Origin of the sequence: Klebsiella sp. SWET4 (assembly GCF_024296565.1) — a bacterium.
Classification (GTDB): Bacteria; Pseudomonadota; Gammaproteobacteria; order Enterobacterales; family Enterobacteriaceae; genus Klebsiella; species Klebsiella variicola.
Window position 1 is genome coordinate 905,394 of the sequence record NZ_JANCOB010000001.1, and the last position, 17,483, is coordinate 922,876.

At 61.9% G+C, this 17,483-nt stretch carries 15 protein-coding genes and 1 riboswitch; of the genes, 8 read left to right on the top strand and 7 right to left on the bottom strand.

The window, feature by feature from the left end; genetic code table 11:
• Positions 1 to 78 precede the first annotated feature (78 nt).
• From NKJ21_RS04675 to NKJ21_RS04685, 3 genes are all read right to left on the bottom strand, one after another.
• A complete protein-coding gene (locus NKJ21_RS04675) occupies positions 79 to 1,422 on the bottom strand; it encodes a HAMP domain-containing sensor histidine kinase (protein WP_032754458.1) in 1,344 nt (447 codons plus the stop codon).
• Positions 1,419 to 2,159: a response regulator gene (locus NKJ21_RS04680; RefSeq protein WP_032754460.1), complete on the bottom strand. Its 741-nt coding sequence runs from the start codon at positions 2,157 to 2,159 to the stop codon at positions 1,419 to 1,421. Before NKJ21_RS04680 ends, NKJ21_RS04675 begins: the two co-directional genes overlap by 4 nt.
• 86 nt (positions 2,160 to 2,245) lie before the next feature.
• Positions 2,246 to 3,238: an alpha/beta fold hydrolase gene (locus NKJ21_RS04685; RefSeq protein WP_048268461.1), complete on the bottom strand. Its 993-nt coding sequence runs from the start codon at positions 3,236 to 3,238 to the stop codon at positions 2,246 to 2,248.
• 243 nt (positions 3,239 to 3,481) lie between these two features.
• Between NKJ21_RS04685 and NKJ21_RS04690 the strand changes: the two genes are divergently transcribed.
• The 7 genes from NKJ21_RS04690 (at position 3,482) to pqqF (ending at position 10,134) form a co-directional block, all read left to right on the top strand.
• The gene (locus NKJ21_RS04690) at positions 3,482 to 4,501 is read left to right on the top strand and encodes a dipeptidase (protein ID WP_012968141.1); all 1,020 of its coding nucleotides are present in this window, start codon (positions 3,482 to 3,484) and stop codon (positions 4,499 to 4,501) included.
• Between the two features lie 136 nt (positions 4,502 to 4,637).
• Complete coding sequence (gene pqqA, locus NKJ21_RS04695) at positions 4,638 to 4,709, top strand: pyrroloquinoline quinone precursor peptide PqqA (RefSeq protein ID WP_002905689.1); 72 nt, start codon at positions 4,638 to 4,640, stop codon at positions 4,707 to 4,709.
• A gap of 54 nt (positions 4,710 to 4,763) precedes the next feature.
• Entirely contained in the window at positions 4,764 to 5,690 is a 927-nt protein-coding gene (gene pqqB / locus NKJ21_RS04700; protein WP_008804781.1) for a pyrroloquinoline quinone biosynthesis protein PqqB, read from the top strand.
• Positions 5,684 to 6,439 carry a pyrroloquinoline-quinone synthase PqqC gene (gene pqqC / locus NKJ21_RS04705; RefSeq protein ID WP_008804780.1) on the top strand — a complete coding sequence of 252 codons (756 nt, stop codon included), beginning with the start codon at positions 5,684 to 5,686 and terminating at the stop codon, positions 6,437 to 6,439. The genes pqqB and pqqC overlap by 7 nt, the downstream gene beginning before the upstream one ends.
• Before the next feature lie 2 nt (positions 6,440 to 6,441).
• Entirely contained in the window at positions 6,442 to 6,720 is a 279-nt protein-coding gene (gene pqqD / locus NKJ21_RS04710; RefSeq protein ID WP_008804779.1) for a pyrroloquinoline quinone biosynthesis peptide chaperone PqqD, read from the top strand.
• Positions 6,707 to 7,849: a pyrroloquinoline quinone biosynthesis protein PqqE gene (gene pqqE / locus NKJ21_RS04715; protein ID WP_008804778.1), complete on the top strand. Its 1,143-nt coding sequence runs from the start codon at positions 6,707 to 6,709 to the stop codon at positions 7,847 to 7,849. The genes pqqD and pqqE overlap by 14 nt, the downstream gene beginning before the upstream one ends.
• The gene (pqqF, locus tag NKJ21_RS04720; RefSeq protein ID WP_254732739.1) at positions 7,849 to 10,134 is read left to right on the top strand and encodes a pyrroloquinoline quinone biosynthesis protein PqqF; all 2,286 of its coding nucleotides are present in this window, start codon (positions 7,849 to 7,851) and stop codon (positions 10,132 to 10,134) included. Before pqqE ends, pqqF begins: the two co-directional genes overlap by 1 nt.
• Here pqqF and NKJ21_RS04725 read toward each other — a convergent pair.
• The 3 genes from NKJ21_RS04725 to NKJ21_RS04735 form a co-directional block, all read right to left on the bottom strand.
• The gene (locus NKJ21_RS04725) at positions 10,131 to 10,868 is read right to left on the bottom strand and encodes a glutamine amidotransferase (protein ID WP_008804776.1); all 738 of its coding nucleotides are present in this window, start codon (positions 10,866 to 10,868) and stop codon (positions 10,131 to 10,133) included. The two genes, pqqF and NKJ21_RS04725, sit on opposite strands and share 4 nt — an antisense overlap.
• A gap of 111 nt (positions 10,869 to 10,979) precedes the next feature.
• Positions 10,980 to 12,890: a penicillin-binding protein 2 gene (mrdA, locus tag NKJ21_RS04730; protein WP_043875224.1), complete on the bottom strand. Its 1,911-nt coding sequence runs from the start codon at positions 12,888 to 12,890 to the stop codon at positions 10,980 to 10,982.
• 221 nt (positions 12,891 to 13,111) lie between these two features.
• A complete protein-coding gene (locus NKJ21_RS04735; RefSeq protein ID WP_004898401.1) occupies positions 13,112 to 13,744 on the bottom strand; it encodes a LysE family translocator in 633 nt (210 codons plus the stop codon).
• A gap of 17 nt (positions 13,745 to 13,761) precedes the next feature.
• Positions 13,762 to 13,841: riboswitch (ZMP/ZTP riboswitch) on the bottom strand.
• 341 nt (positions 13,842 to 14,182) lie between these two features.
• On the opposite strand from NKJ21_RS04735, the gene katG reads away from it, so the two are divergent.
• Positions 14,183 to 16,360, top strand: a complete 2,178-nt coding sequence (gene katG, locus NKJ21_RS04740) for a catalase/peroxidase HPI (RefSeq protein ID WP_167341267.1) — start codon at positions 14,183 to 14,185, stop codon at positions 16,358 to 16,360.
• Positions 16,361 to 16,394: 34 nt separating this feature from the next.
• On the opposite strand, the gene zapE is transcribed toward katG, so the two are convergent.
• Positions 16,395 to 17,456 (bottom strand): cell division protein ZapE, encoded by a 1,062-nt coding sequence (gene zapE / locus NKJ21_RS04745; RefSeq protein WP_012968136.1) that lies wholly within the window; start codon positions 17,454 to 17,456, stop codon positions 16,395 to 16,397.
• Positions 17,457 to 17,483: the final 27 nt, after the last annotated feature.

A 17,483-nucleotide genomic window follows, 5' to 3' on the forward strand; every position in this document is an offset into this window, starting at 1 on the left:
CTGCCGGGAGTGGCAGCCACGACATTACCGCAAGGCCATGTAAGGCGAATGTGTCGGGAAAGGGGGAGAATTGTCGGCTTAATTATCCGTCTGCGCCGGAGATACAGCAGGATACAATCCCGCCGCGGCAAGGCGAACGCTGGCGTCCAGGCCGCCCTGCGGGCGGTTGGCCAGGCGCAGTGCGCCGTTCATCTGGCTGACCAGCTGCGCAGCGATCGCCAGCCCCAGACCGGTGCCGCCGGTATCGCGATTGCGCGAGTCCTCCAGGCGATAAAACGGCTGCAGCACCGCCTGTAGCGCGGCCTCCGGGATCCCCGACCCCTCATCCAGTACATGGAGGGTGACATCCCCGGCGGCGTCGCGGGTCAGAGTTACCGTGACCGTGGTGCCGAATTTCAACCCATTATCGATAAGGTTAGTCATCACCCGGCGCAGGGCCTGCGGTGGGATCGACACCACCCCGGCGGTCTCCTCCGGGCAAAAACGCACCGGCCGGCCGACATCGGCATAATCGCAGACGATGGTGTCGAGAAAGGCGTCAAGGTTCAGCCGCTGGCGCGCCTCCGCCAGCGGCTGCGAGGTGCGGGCGAAGGCGATGCCCTCCCGCACCAGGCGGGTCATATTGTCGAGATCCTGCAGCAGCTTATCGCGTAGTTCCGGCTGGTCGGCCATCTCCACCCGCAGCTTCATTCGGGTGATCGGGGTTTGCAGATCGTGGGAGATAGCGGCGAGGATCCGCGCCCGCTCCTGCAGATGGTCGTGGATGCGCGCCTGCATCGCGTTAAACGCGCGAGCGGCACGGCGGACCTCTTCCGGCCCCTGCTCGGCCATGGTTCCCGCCGTGTCGCTGGCCGGTTCAAGGGCGTCCACTGCGCGGGTAAAACGGGTGATGGGCAGCAACACCTGGCGAACAGCATACCAGGCGCAGGCCAGCAGGAGAACAAACTGAGCGATCAGCACCACCGGCAGCCAGCGGGCGATGGCCGGTAGCTTCGGCCACAGATCGAGAGTCAACGGGGCGCCGTCGTGGAGGGTAATATGGGCCTGAATATGCTGCCGCGGGCCGGGGATCGTCACAATACTCACCGGGTACTGCGCGCTCAGCGCCTCCTGCAGGGAGCGGGCTGCGTCCCGGGCGCGCCAGCTGTCCGGGTAGTCGCCGCGCTCCCCGGAGTCCAGCAGATAGCGATAGTTGCCGCGCGCCAGCTTCGGCAGCCACTGTGGGCGCTCAGCGGCCGGCAGACGGTCGAGGATCGCCACGCTGGTCGCGACATCGGAGGCCAGGTTGTCCAGCATCACGCTGCGGGCGCTGCTCATGCGCTCATAAAACAGCAGCGACAGGGTTAAAGTATTCGCCAGCAGCAGCGCCAGAAACAGCAGCGCCATCAGCCTCGACTGCAGCGAGGCGGGCCAGAACCTCATTCATGCCTCTCGCGGATGGAGACCGGCACCGACAGCACATAGCCTTCGCTGCGCACCGTTTTAATGTAGGCCGGCTCGCGGGCATCCTCCCGTAGCCGCTGGCGCAGTCGGCTCACCAGCAGGTCAATTGACCGCTCAAACAGTTCCGCGTCGCGTCCCTGGGTCAGATTCAGCAGCTGATCGCGGTTCAGCACCCGCTGGGGGTGGTCGAGAAACACCCGCAGCAGCCGATACTCCGCCCCGCTGAGGGCGACGATGGCGCCGCTGTCATCCAGCAGGTGGCGGGCGGCAGTGTCGAGCAGCCAGTCGCCAAAGGCGATCAGTCTGCCCGCCTCGGTGATCTGCAGATTGGGCGGCAGCGCCCGGGTGCGGCGTAAAATGGCTTTGATGCGCGCCAGCAGTTCGCGGGCCACAAAAGGTTTAATCAGATAATCGTCAGCCCCCATTTCCAGGCCGAGGATCCGGTCGCTGTCATCGGTGCGGGCGGTGAGCATCAGCACCGGGATATCCTGCTGCGAGTTGGCGCGCAGCTGGCGACAGAGCGTTAAGCCATCCTCGCCCGGCATCATGATATCCAGCACAATCAGGTCAATTTGATGATTTTTGAGCACCGACCACATGGCTTTGCCGTTCGCCGCGCCGCTGGCGCGATATCCCGATTTTTCCAGATAGTCGACAATCAGTTCCCGAATATCGCGGTCGTCATCGACGACCAGGATGTGGTCAATACGCTCCAAAGGCTGCTCCTGCGGCAAAATTAACTCTTCACAAGCATAAGCCGTGTTGCCGGAAGCGCAACGTCGCGCCGCCGGCAAGGCGCGGATTACAAACGATCGGCGTCCACCACCGCCTGGACAAAGTCTGCCGGGTCCTCCTGCGGCGGATTATGGCCCACCGCCCCCTGCAGATCCCGGTGTTCATATTTCCCGGTAAATTTAGCCCGGTAGCTGGCGGGAGCCGGATGCGGCGCGCCGTTATTCGCCCCTTCAAGGGTGATGGTGGGCACGGTTATCGGCGGCAGCGCCGCCAGCCGTTGTTCATAGCCGGCATACTTCGCTTCCCCCTTCTCCAGCCCCAGGCGCCAGCGGTAGTTGCTGATGGTGATCGCCACGTGGTCCGGGTTATCCAGCGCCCGGGCGGTTCTGGCAAAGGTCGCGTCGCTGAATTGCCACTGCGGCGACGCCTGATGCCAGATAAATTTCGAAAAGTCGTGGGTGTTCTGCCGGTAACCGGCTTCGCCGCGCGGGGTGGCAAAATAGAACTGATACCACCACGACAGCTCCGCCTGCGGCGGCAGCGGTTTTTCGCCAATCTGCTGACTGCTGATCAGATACCCGCTCACCGAGACCAGGGATTTCACCCGCTGCGGCCACAGCGCGGCGACGATATCCGCCGTGCGCGCGCCCCAGTCAAAGCCGGCCAGATCCGCCTGCCTGATGTTCAGGGCGTCCATCAGATGGACAATATCGGCCGCCATCGCCGACGGCTGACCGTTACGCGGCGTGCTGGCGGAGAGGAAACGGGTCGTGCCGTAGCCGCGCAGATACGGCACAATGACCCGGTAACCCTTCTGCGCTAAAGCCGGCGCCACCTGAGCATAGCTCTGAATATCGTAGGGCCAGCCGTGCAGCAGGATCACCGGCTGGCCGTCGCGCGGGCCGATATCCACGTAGCCTATATTCAGGTCGCCGGCGCGGATCTGGTGGATCTTGTCGAACGCCCCCGCGTCTTCCGCGGCGCAAACGGCAGCGGACCACAGGGTGGATAACCCCAGCGCCGCGGCGCTGGTATAGCGGATCAGGGATAATCTGTTCATCACTTTCTCACCTTTTATCATCATCAAGAGAGTACGTGACCAGTAAAGCGGAAATTTGTATCTGCCATGTGCCCGACCGGGGCCATTTTTATCTCTTAATGTCAGCGCTGCGCCGCGAGATACAGTGTGATACAGAGTCGAGGTTGGCAATTGTTGCGGGCATGTGAATTTATGCTTGCCCCAGGAGATAAATCCGTTACCGTGGCAGGCATTTTTCACCACTTAAGAACGCAGGAACCCGCTATGGCGATTTTTGATGGTCACAATGACCTGCTGCTGAATCTCTGGCTTCACCATCGTGAGGATCCGGTAAGCGCCTTCTTTGCCGGGATAGAAAACGGCCATCTCGACTATCCGCGTATCCGCCAGGGCGGGCTGGCCGGCGGCCTGTTCGCCCTCTTTGTGCCGCCGCAGGAGTATATCGCCCGCGTGGCGCCGCAGTACGCCAGCGAGGCGTGGGATCCGCGGGCGATCCTCTGGCAGCAGTTGGCTATCCTCAAGGCGATTTGCGCCCATGACGCCAGTCGCGCGCGGCTGTGCCTGAGCGCGGCGGATATCGAACGCTGTCGCCAGGATAACGCGCTGGCGATGGTGGCGCACATCGAAGGTGCTGGCGGGTTCGACGCGCAAGGCGAAGATCTGCAGGCCTTTTATCGCGCCGGGGTGCGCAGCATTGGTCCGTTCTGGAACATCGCCAATCGCTTCGGCTGCGGGGTCACCGGCGCCTTTCCCGGCAGCCCGGACAGCGGGCCGGGTCTCACTCGCGAGGGCATTGCGCTCATCGCTCAGGCCAACGCCCTGAAGATGCAGATCGATGTTTCGCACATGAATGAACAGGCCTTTTGGGATACCGCCCACCACTCCACCGCCCCACTGGTGGCCACCCACTCTAATGCCCACGCCCTGTGCCCACAGCCGCGCAATCTGACCGACCGGCAACTGCGGGCGATCCGCGACAGCGGCGGCGTAGTGGGCGTCAATTTCGGCAATGCCTTCCTGCGCGCCGACGGACGGCGCGATAGCGACACACCCATAACCACCATTGTCCGGCATATCGACTATCTTATTAACATAATGGGTGAGGATCATGTGGCTCTCGGCTCGGATTTTGACGGCATCACCCTGCCCGACGAGCTGGGGGATGTGGCCGGCTTACCGCGGCTTATCAATGCCTTGCGGGACAATGGCTATGATCAATTGGTGCTGGATAAGCTGCTGTGGAACAACTGGCTGCGGGTATTAAAAAAGGTTTGGCAACAATAGGTTATATTGTAAACATAAAGTTAATTCCTTACAGATTCCGGGTTGATCTCTCTCCCGGTGAAGCGCAATATGCGGCGGCCGTCACAGATCCAGCATTATCCGTGAGGCCTGTCGTCATTTTTAAGAGGAACACAACATGTGGAAGAAACCTGCTTTTATCGATTTACGTCTCGGTCTGGAAGTGACGCTGTACATTTCTAACCGTTAATCGCCCCGCCCGCCGTTCGCGCGGGCACCTTCATTCATTACCCGGTCCGTCTTCATGTTCATTAAAGTCCTCGGCTCCGCCGCCGGCGGCGGTTTCCCGCAATGGAACTGCAACTGCGCCAACTGTCAGGGTCTGCGCAACGGCACCATTCAGGCCAGCGCCCGCACCCAGTCGTCGATCATCGTCAGCGATAACGGCAAAGAGTGGGTGCTGTGCAATGCCTCGCCGGATATCAGCCAGCAGATTGCCCATACCCCCGAGTTAAATAAACCCGGCGTACTGCGCGGGACGTCTATCGGCGGCATTATTCTCACCGACAGCCAGATCGACCACACCACCGGGTTGCTGAGCCTGCGCGAAGGCTGCCCGCACCAGGTGTGGTGCACGCCGGAGGTTCATGAGGATCTCTCCACCGGCTTCCCGGTGTTTACCATGCTGCGACACTGGAACGGCGGCCTGGTGCATCATCCCATCGCGCCGCAGCAGCCTTTTACCGTTGACGCCTGCCCTGATTTGCAGTTTACCGCCGTGCCTATCGCCAGCAACGCGCCGCCCTATTCGCCGTATCGCGACCGGCCGCTGCCGGGCCATAACGTGGCGCTGTTTATCGAAAACCGCCGCAACGGGCAGACGCTGTTCTATGCCCCGGGGCTGGGTGAGCCGGATGAAGCCCTTCTGCCGTGGCTGCAAAAAGCGGACTGTCTGCTGATCGATGGCACCGTCTGGCAGGATGACGAGCTGCAGGCCGCCGGCGTCGGGCGCAATACCGGTCGCGATATGGGACACCTGGCGCTCAGCGATGAGCACGGGATGATGGCCTTGCTGGCCTCCCTGCCGGCAAAACGCAAAATTCTCATTCATATTAATAACACCAACCCGATCCTTAACGAACAGTCTCCCCAGCGCCAGGCGCTAACGCAACAGGGGATTGAAGTGAGCTGGGACGGGATGGCAATCACCCTTCAGGATACCGCATGCTGATCACCGACACGCTGTCGCCGCAGGCCTTTGAAGAGGCTCTGCGGGCTAAAGGCGCCTTCTACCATATTCACCACCCTTACCACATCGCCATGCATAACGGCGAAGCGACCCGCGAGCAAATTCAGGGTTGGGTGGCGAACCGGTTTTATTACCAGACCACCATTCCGCTGAAAGACGCGGCGATTATGGCCAACTGCCCGGATGCGCAGACCCGGCGCAAATGGGTGCAGCGGATCCTCGACCACGACGGTAGCCACGGCGAAGATGGCGGGATTGAAGCCTGGCTGCGGCTGGGGGAAGCGGTCGGTTTGAGCCGCGACGACCTGCTCAGCGAGCGTCACGTGCTGCCCGGCGTGCGCTTCGCGGTGGATGCCTATCTTAATTTCGCTCGTCGCGCCTGCTGGCAGGAGGCGGCCTGCAGCTCCCTGACCGAGCTGTTCGCCCCACAGATCCATCAGTCGCGCCTCGACAGCTGGCCGCAGCACTATCCGTGGATCAAAGAGGAAGGCTATTTTTACTTCCGCAGTCGTCTGAGCCAGGCTAACCGCGACGTTGAGCATGGTCTGGCGCTGGCGAAGACCTACTGTGACAGCGCTGAAAAACAGAACCGGATGCTGGAGATCCTGCAGTTTAAGCTCGACATCCTGTGGTCGATGCTCGATGCCATGACCATGGCCTACGCTCTGCAGCGCCCGCCCTATCACACGGTCACCGACAAGGCGGCCTGGCACACGACCCGACTGGTGTAATCATGCAAAAAACGTCCATCGTTGCCTTTCGTCGCGGCTACCGACTGCAGTGGGAAGCCGCCCAGGAGAGCCATGTGATCCTCTATCCGGAGGGTATGGCCAAACTCAATGAGACCGCCGCGGCGATCCTCGAGCTGGTCGATGGCCGGCGCGACGTCGCGGCGATTATCGCCATGCTTAACGAACGTTTCCCGGAAGCCGGCGGCGTCGATGACGACGTCGTCGAGTTCCTGCAGATCGCCTGTCAACAGAAGTGGATCACCTGCCGTGAGCCAGAATAAACCCGCCGTCAATCCGCCGCTGTGGCTGCTGGCGGAGCTGACCTACCGCTGCCCGCTGCAGTGTCCCTACTGTTCCAATCCGCTGGACTTCGCCCGGCAGGAAAAGGAGCTGACCACCGAACAATGGATCGAGGTCTTTCGCCAGGCGCGAGCGATGGGCAGCGTACAGCTGGGCTTTTCCGGCGGCGAGCCACTGACCCGTAAAGATCTGCCGGAGCTGATCCGCGCCGCGCGCGACCTCGGGTTCTATACCAACCTGATCACCTCGGGAATTGGGCTAACCGAGAGCAAACTCGACGCCTTCAGCGAGGCCGGACTGGACCATATCCAGATTAGCTTCCAGGCCAGCGATGAGGTGCTCAACGCCGCTCTTGCCGGCAATAAAAAAGCCTTCCAGCAGAAGCTGGCGATGGCCAGAGCGGTGAAAGCGCGCGACTACCCGATGGTGCTGAACTTCGTCCTCCACCGGCACAACATCGACCAGCTCGATAAAATTATCGAGCTGTGCATTGAGCTGGAGGCCGATGACGTCGAGCTCGCCACCTGCCAGTTTTACGGCTGGGCGTTTCTTAATCGCGAGGGGTTACTGCCGACCCGGGAACAGATCGCCCGCGCCGAGCAGGTGGTCGCCGATTACCGGCAGAAAATGGCCGCCAGCGGTAACCTCACCAACCTGCTATTCGTCACCCCGGACTATTACGAGGAACGCCCGAAAGGCTGTATGGGCGGCTGGGGATCGATTTTCCTCAGCGTCACTCCGGAAGGCACTGCGTTGCCGTGCCACAGCGCGCGCCAGCTGCCGGTGGCGTTCCCGTCGGTGCTGGAGCAGAGTCTGGAATCGATCTGGTATGACTCGTTCGGCTTCAACCGTTATCGCGGGTATGACTGGATGCCGGAGCCGTGCCGCTCCTGTGATGAAAAAGAGAAAGACTTCGGCGGCTGCCGCTGTCAGGCCTTTATGCTGACCGGCAGCGCCGATAACGCCGACCCGGTGTGCAGCAAATCCCCACATCATCACAAAATCCTTGAGGCCCGGCGCGAAGCGGCCTGCAGCGACATCAAAGTCAGCCAGCTGCAGTTCCGCAACCGTACCCGCTCGCAGCTTATCTACAAAACCCGGGAACTGTAATGACGCTGGCGACCCGCACTGTCACTCTGCCGGGCGGCCTGCAGGCTACCCTGGTTCATCAGCCGCAGGCCGATCGCGCGGCGGCCCTGGTGCGGGTTGCCGCCGGCAGCCACCATGAACCGTCGTGCTTCCCCGGTCTGGCGCACCTGCTGGAACACCTGCTGTTTTACGGCGGTGAGCGCTACCGCAATGATGAACGGCTGATGAGCTGGGTGCAGCGCCAGGCAGGGAATGTGAATGCCACCACCCTGTCCCGCCACAGCGCTTTCTTTTTCGAGGTCGCCGCCGAGGATCTGGCTGACGGCGTCGCGCGCCTGCAGGAGATGCTGCAGGCGCCGCTGCTGCTCAGGGACGATATTCAACGCGAAGTCGCGGTTATCGACGCCGAAAACCGCCTGATCCAACAGCATGAGTTGTCGCGACGGGAAGCCGCCGTGCGTCACGCCGCCATCGCGCCCGCGGCGTTTCGCCGCTTTCAGGTCGGCGACGCCGGGTCGCTGGGGGAGGATTTCCTCGCGCTACAGGCGGCCTTACGTGACTTTCACCGCAGCCACTACGTCGCCCGCCGGATGCAACTCTGGCTGCAGGGGCCGCAGTCGCTGGAGGTGCTCGGCGAACTGGCGACCCGTTTCGCCACCGGGCTTGCCCCGGGCGAGGCACCGCCGCCAGCGCCGCCGCTCACTCTGGGCGAGCCCCCTCAACTGCAGCTGGCCGTCTCCAGCCAGCCCGCGCTGTGGCGCTGCCCGCTGATCGCCTTAAGTGACAATGTCACGTTACTGCGCGAGTTTTTGCTGGATGAAGCCCCCGGTAGCCTGATGGCCGGCCTGCGCCAGCGCGGGATGGCCGAGGACGTGGCGCTGAACTGGCTGTATCAGGATCAGCACTTCGGCTGGCTGGCGCTGATTTTCGCCAGCGACCGGCCGGAACAGGTCGACCGGCAGATAACCCACTGGTTGCAGGCGCTACAGCAGACGACGCCTGAGCAGCAGCAACACTACTATCAGCTGTCCCGGCGCCGTTTTCAGGCGCTGTCGCCCCTCGATCAGCTGCGCCAGCGGGCATTCGGCTTTGCCCCCGGGGCGCCGCCCACCGGGTTCGCCGATTTTTGCGCCGCCCTGCTGGCCGCCCCCACGGTCAGCCTGGCCTGCCAGACGCAGCCCCCCGGAGCAACGGTAGCCACCCAGGGCTTTAGCCTGCCGCTCAGCCGCTGGTCGCCACGTCCGGTCTCTGACCCGGCGCTGGCATTCGCTTTTTATCCGCAGGCCGCTGGCGAGCTCGTGGCCGAAAGCCCGGCGGAAGCCGCGCCACTGCGTCACCTCCCGTCACCGGGAGAGCCGCCGACGCTCCTGCTGCGACCGCCCTTCTACTGCTCGCCCACGCCGGCCGAAGGGCTGGCGCGCGGGGAACAGCTGCGTCCATTTCTTGCCGCCCTGCGCCATGCCGGGGGACACGGCGAGTGGCATCTGTTCGACGGCAGCTGGCAGCTGATCCTGCAGTTGCCTGCGTCCGGCCAACGGCCGGAGGCGATTCTGCAGGCCATCGTGCGGCAGCTCGCGCTCCCGGTCGCCCCGCTGCCCCCACCGCCGGAGAGTATTGCGATCCGTCATCTCATGGCCCAGCTCCCCGAACGGCTGGGTACGTCAGCGCACCAGGAAGGTTGGCTGGCGGCCCTGATTGGCGGCAGCGCGGAAGATGCGCAGTGGGTAGCGCGTCAGCTGAGCCGGCTTACCGTCCCGGTTAATCCGCCGATGCCCGCTCCGGCCCCCTGCCGCGGCGGCGTCGAGCGGCTGGCTTATCCCCGGGGCGACACGGCGCTACTGGTCTTTCTTCCGCTGCCGGAAGGCGCTTCATTGGCGGCCCTGCGGGTGCTGGCGCAGTTCTGCGAGCCGCCGTTTTTCCAGCGCCTGCGGGTGGAGCAGCAGATAGGCTATGTGGTGAGCTGCCGCTATCAGCGCGTTGCCGATCGCGACGGACTGCTGATGGCGCTCCAGTCCCCGGATCGCCGTCCCGGAGAACTCCTCCGCTGCTGTAAAACCTTTCTGCGCCAGCTGGACCCCATGGATGAGGCGACCTTCAGGTTGTTACAGCAGCGGCTGGCCGCTCAGGCCCGCTCCCGGGTACCGCCGAAGGTGCGCGCCCTGGACGCGCTGCGCCAGGAGTATAACTTGCCGGGGGTGACGCCGCAGGCGGCTGACGCGCTGCGCGTTGAAGAGGTGGTCGCCCTGTGGCGTGAGATGACCCGCCGGCGTCGTCGCTGGCGAGTGCTGTTCACGACAGGGAGTTAATGGCCGGGGGCATCCGGGGTCAGAAAGTCGCTGACGAAGCGGGTGAGGATCGCCGCGGCCTGCGGGCTCTCCTGGACCTCGTCGTGTAACTGTTGTGGGTCGATGCCTTCCGCCTGCAGCACCGCCTCCCGGTAGCGGATCAGCGAGCGGGCAATCGGCGCGGTGAATTCCGGGTGAAACTGCGTGGAGACCGCCTGCGGCCCGTAGCGCACAATCTGGTGGGGATCGTGGGAGGATGCGGCCAGCACGGTAGCCCCCTCCGGCAAACGGGTCACGGTTTGCAAATGGCTCAAATGCGCGGGGAATGTCGCTGGCAGGCCGCTCAGCAGCGGGTCATCGACACCCCACGGCGAAAGCGCAATCGTTTTGCTGCCGCTTTCCCGCCCGGCAGGATGGTAAGCCACCTCACCGCCCAGCGCATGGGCCATCAGTTGATGACCATAGCAGACGCCGAACAGCGGCATGCCGATAGCCACCGCCTGACGGATCCAGTCGGCGGTCCGTTCGCTCCATGCCAGGCGATCGGACACCATTGCCCACGAACCGGTGAGAACCGCCACGGTCTGGCGATCCGGCGCCGGCAGCGGTTCATCTTCAAAGACCCGCACCGCGGTCAGCTGCGCCTGCCACGGCGCCAGCAGCGTACGGAACCAGTGCGGCAGATCGCCATGCTCCTCGCGGATGGCTGCCGGCGGCGTGCCGGTCTGAACCAGCAATAATCGGTTACGTGTCACCCTTCCTCCTCGCTCCGGGTCATGTTCCTGCCATCACTATGCCGCCCGGAAAGCCGCGGGACAAATAACCAATATCTATGAACGATGCGCGTCCGGAATAAGTCCAGCCGCTTACTGGGCATCGGCGCTGTCACGCTGCGGCACGTCAGCCGCCGCGGATGACGCCTGCTGCGGAACAAAGATGTGGTCCAGAATGGCGCGCGCCGTCGGTCCGGCCACCACCCCATCCCCGCCGCCGTTCTCCAGGATCAGCGCCATCGCCACCTTCGGATGCTGATAAGGGGCAAACAGGGTATAGAAGATATGGTCGCGCAGACGCACCGGGATCATTTTGGCGTTGTAGGTCTGGTTTTGCTTCAGGCTGAACACCTGCGAGGTGCCGGACTTCGCCGCGATCTGGTACGGCGCGGTATGGAACAGCTTGTAGCCGGTGCCGTTGGGCAGATTCGCCATCCCATACATGCCGTTGCGCACAATGCCCCAGTACGGCGATTTCGGATCGCCCACCTGCGGCAGGTTCGCCGGCTGCTGATAACGTTCCACATGATCGCCCTGCTTCATCGAATAGAGCAGATGCGGATCCTGCACCTTGCCATTGTTCAGCAGGGTGGTGAGCGCCTTCACCATCTGAATGGGCGTGGCGATCCAGTACCCCTGGCCGATGCCGACCGAGATGGTGTCCCCCTGATACCAGGGCTTTTTATGCACCCGCTGTTTCCATTCCCGGCTGGGCAGTACGCCGGCATACTCCTCATTAAGGTCGATGCCGGTGGACTGGCCGTAACCAAACTTGCTCAGCCACTCATGGATCCGGTCAATGCCCATCTCGAAAGCGACCTGATAGAAAAAGGTGTCAGCCGACTCTTCGATGGCTTTGGTCACGTTGAGCATCCCGTGGCCGGTCTTCAGCCAGTCGCGGTAGCGGCGTTGCGTGCCCGGCAGCGTCCACGTCGGCGCGCCGAAGAAGGTGGTATTCGGGGTGATGACCCCTGCGGAGAGCGCCGACAGCGCCATATAGGGCTTCACCGTCGAGGCCGGGGGATACAGCCCCTGGGTGACGCGGTTGATCAGCGGCCGGTCCGGATTATCGAGCAGCGATTTATAGGCCTGATAGCCAATGCCTTTGACGAACGGATTAGGATCGTAGCTGGGGCTGGAGACCATCGCCAGCACGCCGCCATCCCGGGGATCGACCACCACCACCGCCGCGCGCTGCCCCTTCAGCACCGACTCAATATACTGCTGCAGGTGCAGGTCGAGGGTCAGATAGAGGTTTTTCCCGGCCACCGGCGGTACCTCTTTCAGCAGACGCACCACCCGGCCGTGGTTATCGACCTCCACTTCCTGATAGCCGGTGGTGCCGTGGAGCGCTTTTTCGTAATAGCCCTCGATCCCCTGCTTGCCGATATTGTGGTCGGCAGCATAGTTCTCCTCTTCGCCGTCTTTCGCCAGCCGCTGCAGGTCGTTGTCGTTAATTTTCGACACATAGCCCACCACGTGCGCCAGCTCGGCGCCGTACGGGTATTCGCGCTGCTGATAGCTCTCCACCGTCACGCCGGGGAAACGGAATTCGTTAACCGCGAAGCGCGCCACCTCCACGTCGCTGAGGTCGGACTTCAGCGTCACCGCTTTATAGCGGCTGTTGTGGTGCATATCGTCGCGGAAGCTGGCGATGTCATCCGGCGTCAGGTCGACGATCGGCGTCAGGCTTTGCAGCAGCGCGGTCATATCGGGAATTTTGCTCGGGATCACCTGCAGGCGATACAGGGTAATGTTCTGCACCAGCGGAATGCCATTGCGATCGAATATCAGCCCGCGGCTGGGGGCAATGGGCAGCATCTTAATGTCGTTCTGGTTCGATCGGGTCTGGTAGAAATCATGCTGCTCCACCTGCAGATGGTAGAGGTTGACGATCAGCACGCCAAAGCAGACCACCACCAGCAGAAAAGCAATTGCGGCCCGGCGGATAAACAGCATCTCTTCCGCGGAGTGGTCGCGAATTTCATCTCTCAAAAGGGGCATTAGCGGTACATCACCTGAATCACAAGAAAAGCCAACAGCGTAACGGCCGGGAAGCATAGCCTTATCGCGGCGCCAGCCCTACTGAAAGGTTGCTAATGATCTGGCAGAAATGTTTCAGCATGTTAGAGCGTGGGAAGCCTTTCTGTGCAGGAGAAAGGCATCAGAGTGTGAGGTTAGCCAGCAACGGGGACGGCTGGCATCTGTTTACACGATCAACCCGCTTATTTTCTGGCCTCAAAAGCGATCTTAACCGCCATTCCCGCCAGTACCGTCGCCATCAGCCAGCGTTGAAATTGTTGCCAGCCCGGCCGCCGACCAAGAAATAACGCCACCTGCCCGGCCAGCAAGATAATCATGCCGTTCACCGCCACGCTGATGATCACCTGGGTACAGCCTAATATTAACGACTGACTGAGCACGCTGCCGAGTCCGGGAGTGATAAACTGCGGCAGCAGGGACAGATACAGGATGGCAACTTTGGGGTTCGCCAGGCTGGTGAGGAATCCCATCAGAAACAGCTTACGCCCACTGTCCGCGGGTAAGTCGCGCACCGCAAATATCGGCCGCCCTCCCGGTTTGATCGCCTGCCACGCCAGATAGAGCAAATAAGCGACCCCGCATAAACGCAAGGCATCGTAGGCGTATGGAACCGCGAAAACCAACGCGGTGATGCCGAAAGCGGCACACAACATATAGAAGAAAAATCCCACGGCCACGCCGGCAAGGGAGATAAAGCCAGCGCGTTTTCCCTGGCAAATCGAACGCGAAGTGAGATACATCATGTTGGGGCCTGGGGTTAACACCAACCCCAGCGCCACCGCGGCAAAGGCCATTAATGAAGCGAATTCAGGCATAACTTATCTCCAGCTATCGGTAATGCCCAGGCGCGCGGCGACGTCGACCATGCTCCCCGACAGTATTCTGTCTTCAGCGCCAGTCACATGGTGCCTAAGTATTAGCTTATTCTGTGTCCGCCAACAACCCCCGTACCGAACATTCGTTACGCTCGCGCAACGGACAGCCCTCATCCTTTTCTCGCAGGAAAATTGTCATATCTCAAACAATTAGCATTCCGGCTCCCTGATTGACGCAGATCGTTTCCTTTGCCGTCTCGTTACGTCTATGGTTAATGGTGAGGTTTATACTAACCGCCAGGTATGCCTGGTCATATAAGGGGATGTTTACCTTTCGTTGAACGGAATTAGCTATTAAATCTGTAGACTCATTCAAATATCGCTTATTGGTAGCAGTGTATATCGTAATGGCATTCACAAAAGCAAACGGAGCCTGATATGAGCACGTCTAACGACCCATCCAACAACGCATCCGCCGGAAAGTGCCCTTTCCACGCCGAGACGCCAAAACAGAGCGCCGGCAGCGGCACCGGCAACCGCGACTGGTGGCCTAACCAGCTGCGTGTCGATCTGCTGAACCAGCACTCCAGTCGTTCCAACCCGTTGGGTGAGGATTTTAACTACAGGGAAGAGTTTAAAAAGCTCGACTACTCCGCGCTGAAAGCTGACCTCAGAGCGTTGCTGACCGACTCGCAAGAGTGGTGGCCGGCAGACTGGGGTAGCTATATTGGCTTGTTTATTCGCATGGCCTGGCACGGCGCCGGCACCTACCGCACCGTTGACGGTCGCGGCGGCGCAGGCCGTGGGCAGCAGCGCTTTGCGCCGCTGAACTCCTGGCCAGACAACGTCAGTCTCGATAAAGCCCGTCGTCTGCTGTGGCCAATAAAACAGAAATATGGCCAGAAAATCTCCTGGGCCGACCTTTACATGCTGGCGGGTAACGTCGCTCTGGAAAACGCCGGCTTCCGCACCTTTGGCTTTGGCGCCGGTCGTGAAGATGTCTGGGAACCGGATCTGGACGTCGACTGGGGCGATGAGAAAGAGTGGCTGGCCCACCGTCACCCGGAAAGTCTGGCCAAACAGGCCATCGGCGCCACCGAAATGGGGCTGATCTACGTCAACCCGGAAGGACCGAACGCCAGCGGCGAGCCGTTGTCCGCCGCGGCAGCCATTCGCGCCACCTTCGGCAATATGGCGATGGACGATGAAGAGATTGTCGCCCTGATCGCCGGCGGCCACACGCTGGGTAAAACCCACGGCGCCGCCGAAACCAGCCACGTCGGCGCCGAGCCGGAAGCCGCCCCGCTGGAAGCGCAGGGTCTGGGCTGGCACTCCAGCTACGGCAGCGGCGCAGGTGCGGATGCCATCACCTCCGGTCTGGAAGTGGTCTGGACGCAGACGCCCACCCAGTGGAGCAACTACTTCTTCGAGAACCTGTTTAAATATGAATGGGTGCAGACCCGCAGCCCGGCTGGCGCTATCCAGTTCGAAGCCAAAGATGCGCCGGAAATTATCCCGGATCCGTTTAATCCGGGGAAAAAGCGCAAACCGACCATGCTGGTCACCGACCTGACCCTGCGCTTCGACCCGGAGTTTGAAAAGATCTCCCGCCGCTTCCTCAACGATCCGCAGGCCTTTAACGAGGCGTTTGCCCGGGCGTGGTTCAAGCTGACCCACCGGGATATGGGGCCAAAATCCCGTTACCTCGGTCCGGAAGTGCCGAAAGAAGATCTGATTTGGCAGGATCCGCTGCCGGCAGCGACTCATCAGCCGAGCGCTGAGGATATCGCCAGCCTGAAAACCGCCATCGCCGGCGCCGGCCTGTCGGTGAGTGAGCTGGTTTCGGTCGCCTGGGCTTCCGCCTCCACCTTCCGCGGCGGCGATAAGCGCGGCGGCGCCAACGGCGCACGCCTGGCCCTCGCTCCGCAGAAAGACTGGCCGGTCAATGCTATCGCCAGCCGGGTGCTGCCGACTCTGCAGGCGATCCAGCGCGCCTCCGGCAAAGCGTCGTTAGCCGATATCATCGTGCTGGCTGGCGTGGTCGGCGTTGAGCAGGCGGCCGCTGCCGCCGGCGTCAGCGTTAACGTGCCGTTTACCCCAGGCCGCATCGACGCCCTGCCTGAGCAGACCGACGTCGAGTCGTTTGACCTGCTGCAGCCGCTGGCGGATGGCTTCCGCAACTATCGCCGTATCGAAGGCGGTGTCTCGACGGAAACGCTGCTGATCGATAAAGCCCAGCAGCTCACGCTAACCGCCCCGGAAATGACCGTGCTGGTCGGTGGCTTGCGCGTACTGGGCGCGAACTACGACGGCAGCAAACACGGGGTGTTCACCGACCGCGTCGGCGTGCTCAGCAATGATTTCTTCGTCAACCTGCTGGATATGGCCAACGTCTGGAAAGCGGCCGATGACCACGCGGAGCTGTTTACCGGCAGCGACCGTAAAACCGGCGAGGCGAAGTACAGCGCCACCCGCGTGGATCTGGTGTTTGGCTCCAACTCTGTACTGCGCGCGCTGGCGGAAGTGTATGCCTGCGCCGACGGGCAGCAGAAGCTGGTGCATGACTTCGTCGCCGCCTGGACTAAGGTGATGAATCTCGACCGCTTCGACCTGTAATCCCCCCGCCCCGGCAGCCGCCGGGGCGTTTCTCTCACACCGCCCGCGGCAACTGTTGCAGGCGACTCCGCGTACGCTGAATATCCTCCAGTTCCACCCCGGCCACCAGTGTCTCCAGATCGCAGCAGGTTACCAGCAGCAGGCGGATCTGCTTTTCATACAGCACATCAATCACGTTGATAAAGCGCTGCTGGGCCGCCGGCCCCACCGTAGCCAGCGGCGGCACTTCATCCAGTAACCAAACCGTATAGCTTTCGCTGAGCGTCAGATAGTCCATCACCGCCGTGGCGGCCTGACAGAGCTGGGCAAAGGTGAAGTGGAGCAGAGTGGATGACGCCGTGGCAGCCAGCAGGGTGCGATAACCTACCGTCAGCGAAACCGGTTCGGCAGGTAACGACGGCAGGTCATACAGCTGACGCTGTTGTGTATTCGGATTAACCCACATCCGCCCGCTGCAGAAGGCATTATCGACGCTCAGATGACGCTGGCGATAATCCTCCTCACCGTTCAGCGCGACGACCGCCAGGTGGGCGCGGATCAGCGCGATCGACGGTAAAAAGCGATCGTGATACAGCGGATTGGGCAGCAGCATCTCCGGCGGATAGTTTGACGTCGCCAACAGCACAATACCGCGCTGAAAGAGATGCTCCAGTAAGACCTTGATCAGCATCGCGTCGCCAGGGTCGTGAAGATGAAATTCGTCGAAGCACAGCAGGCGACAGCCGGAAGTCATCTGCCTCATCACCGCCTGCAGGTCGGGCGCGCCGGGAGCATTCAGCCGCTGATGTAGCTCGCGGAAGAAGTGATGAAAATGGACCCGCCGCCGGGCGGCGAGCGGCAGGCTGGCAAAAAAGTGGTCGAGGATAAAACTTTTCCCCCGCCCGGTCCGCCCCCAGACGTACAGCCCCTGCGGCGTACCAGCCGCGGACAACAGCTGCTGGCCCAGAGCATCCAGGCGAGCGATCAGCGACAGCTGATCGTCATCGAGCGTCAGACGCGCCCGCGCCGCCTGCTCGGCCATCACACGGGTAAAGCGAAACTCAGTCGCCATCTCTGGCTGATCTGAATACGACGCCATACATCCCTCTTTTAACATTCTTATAACCTCCTGCGAGGAGGCCAT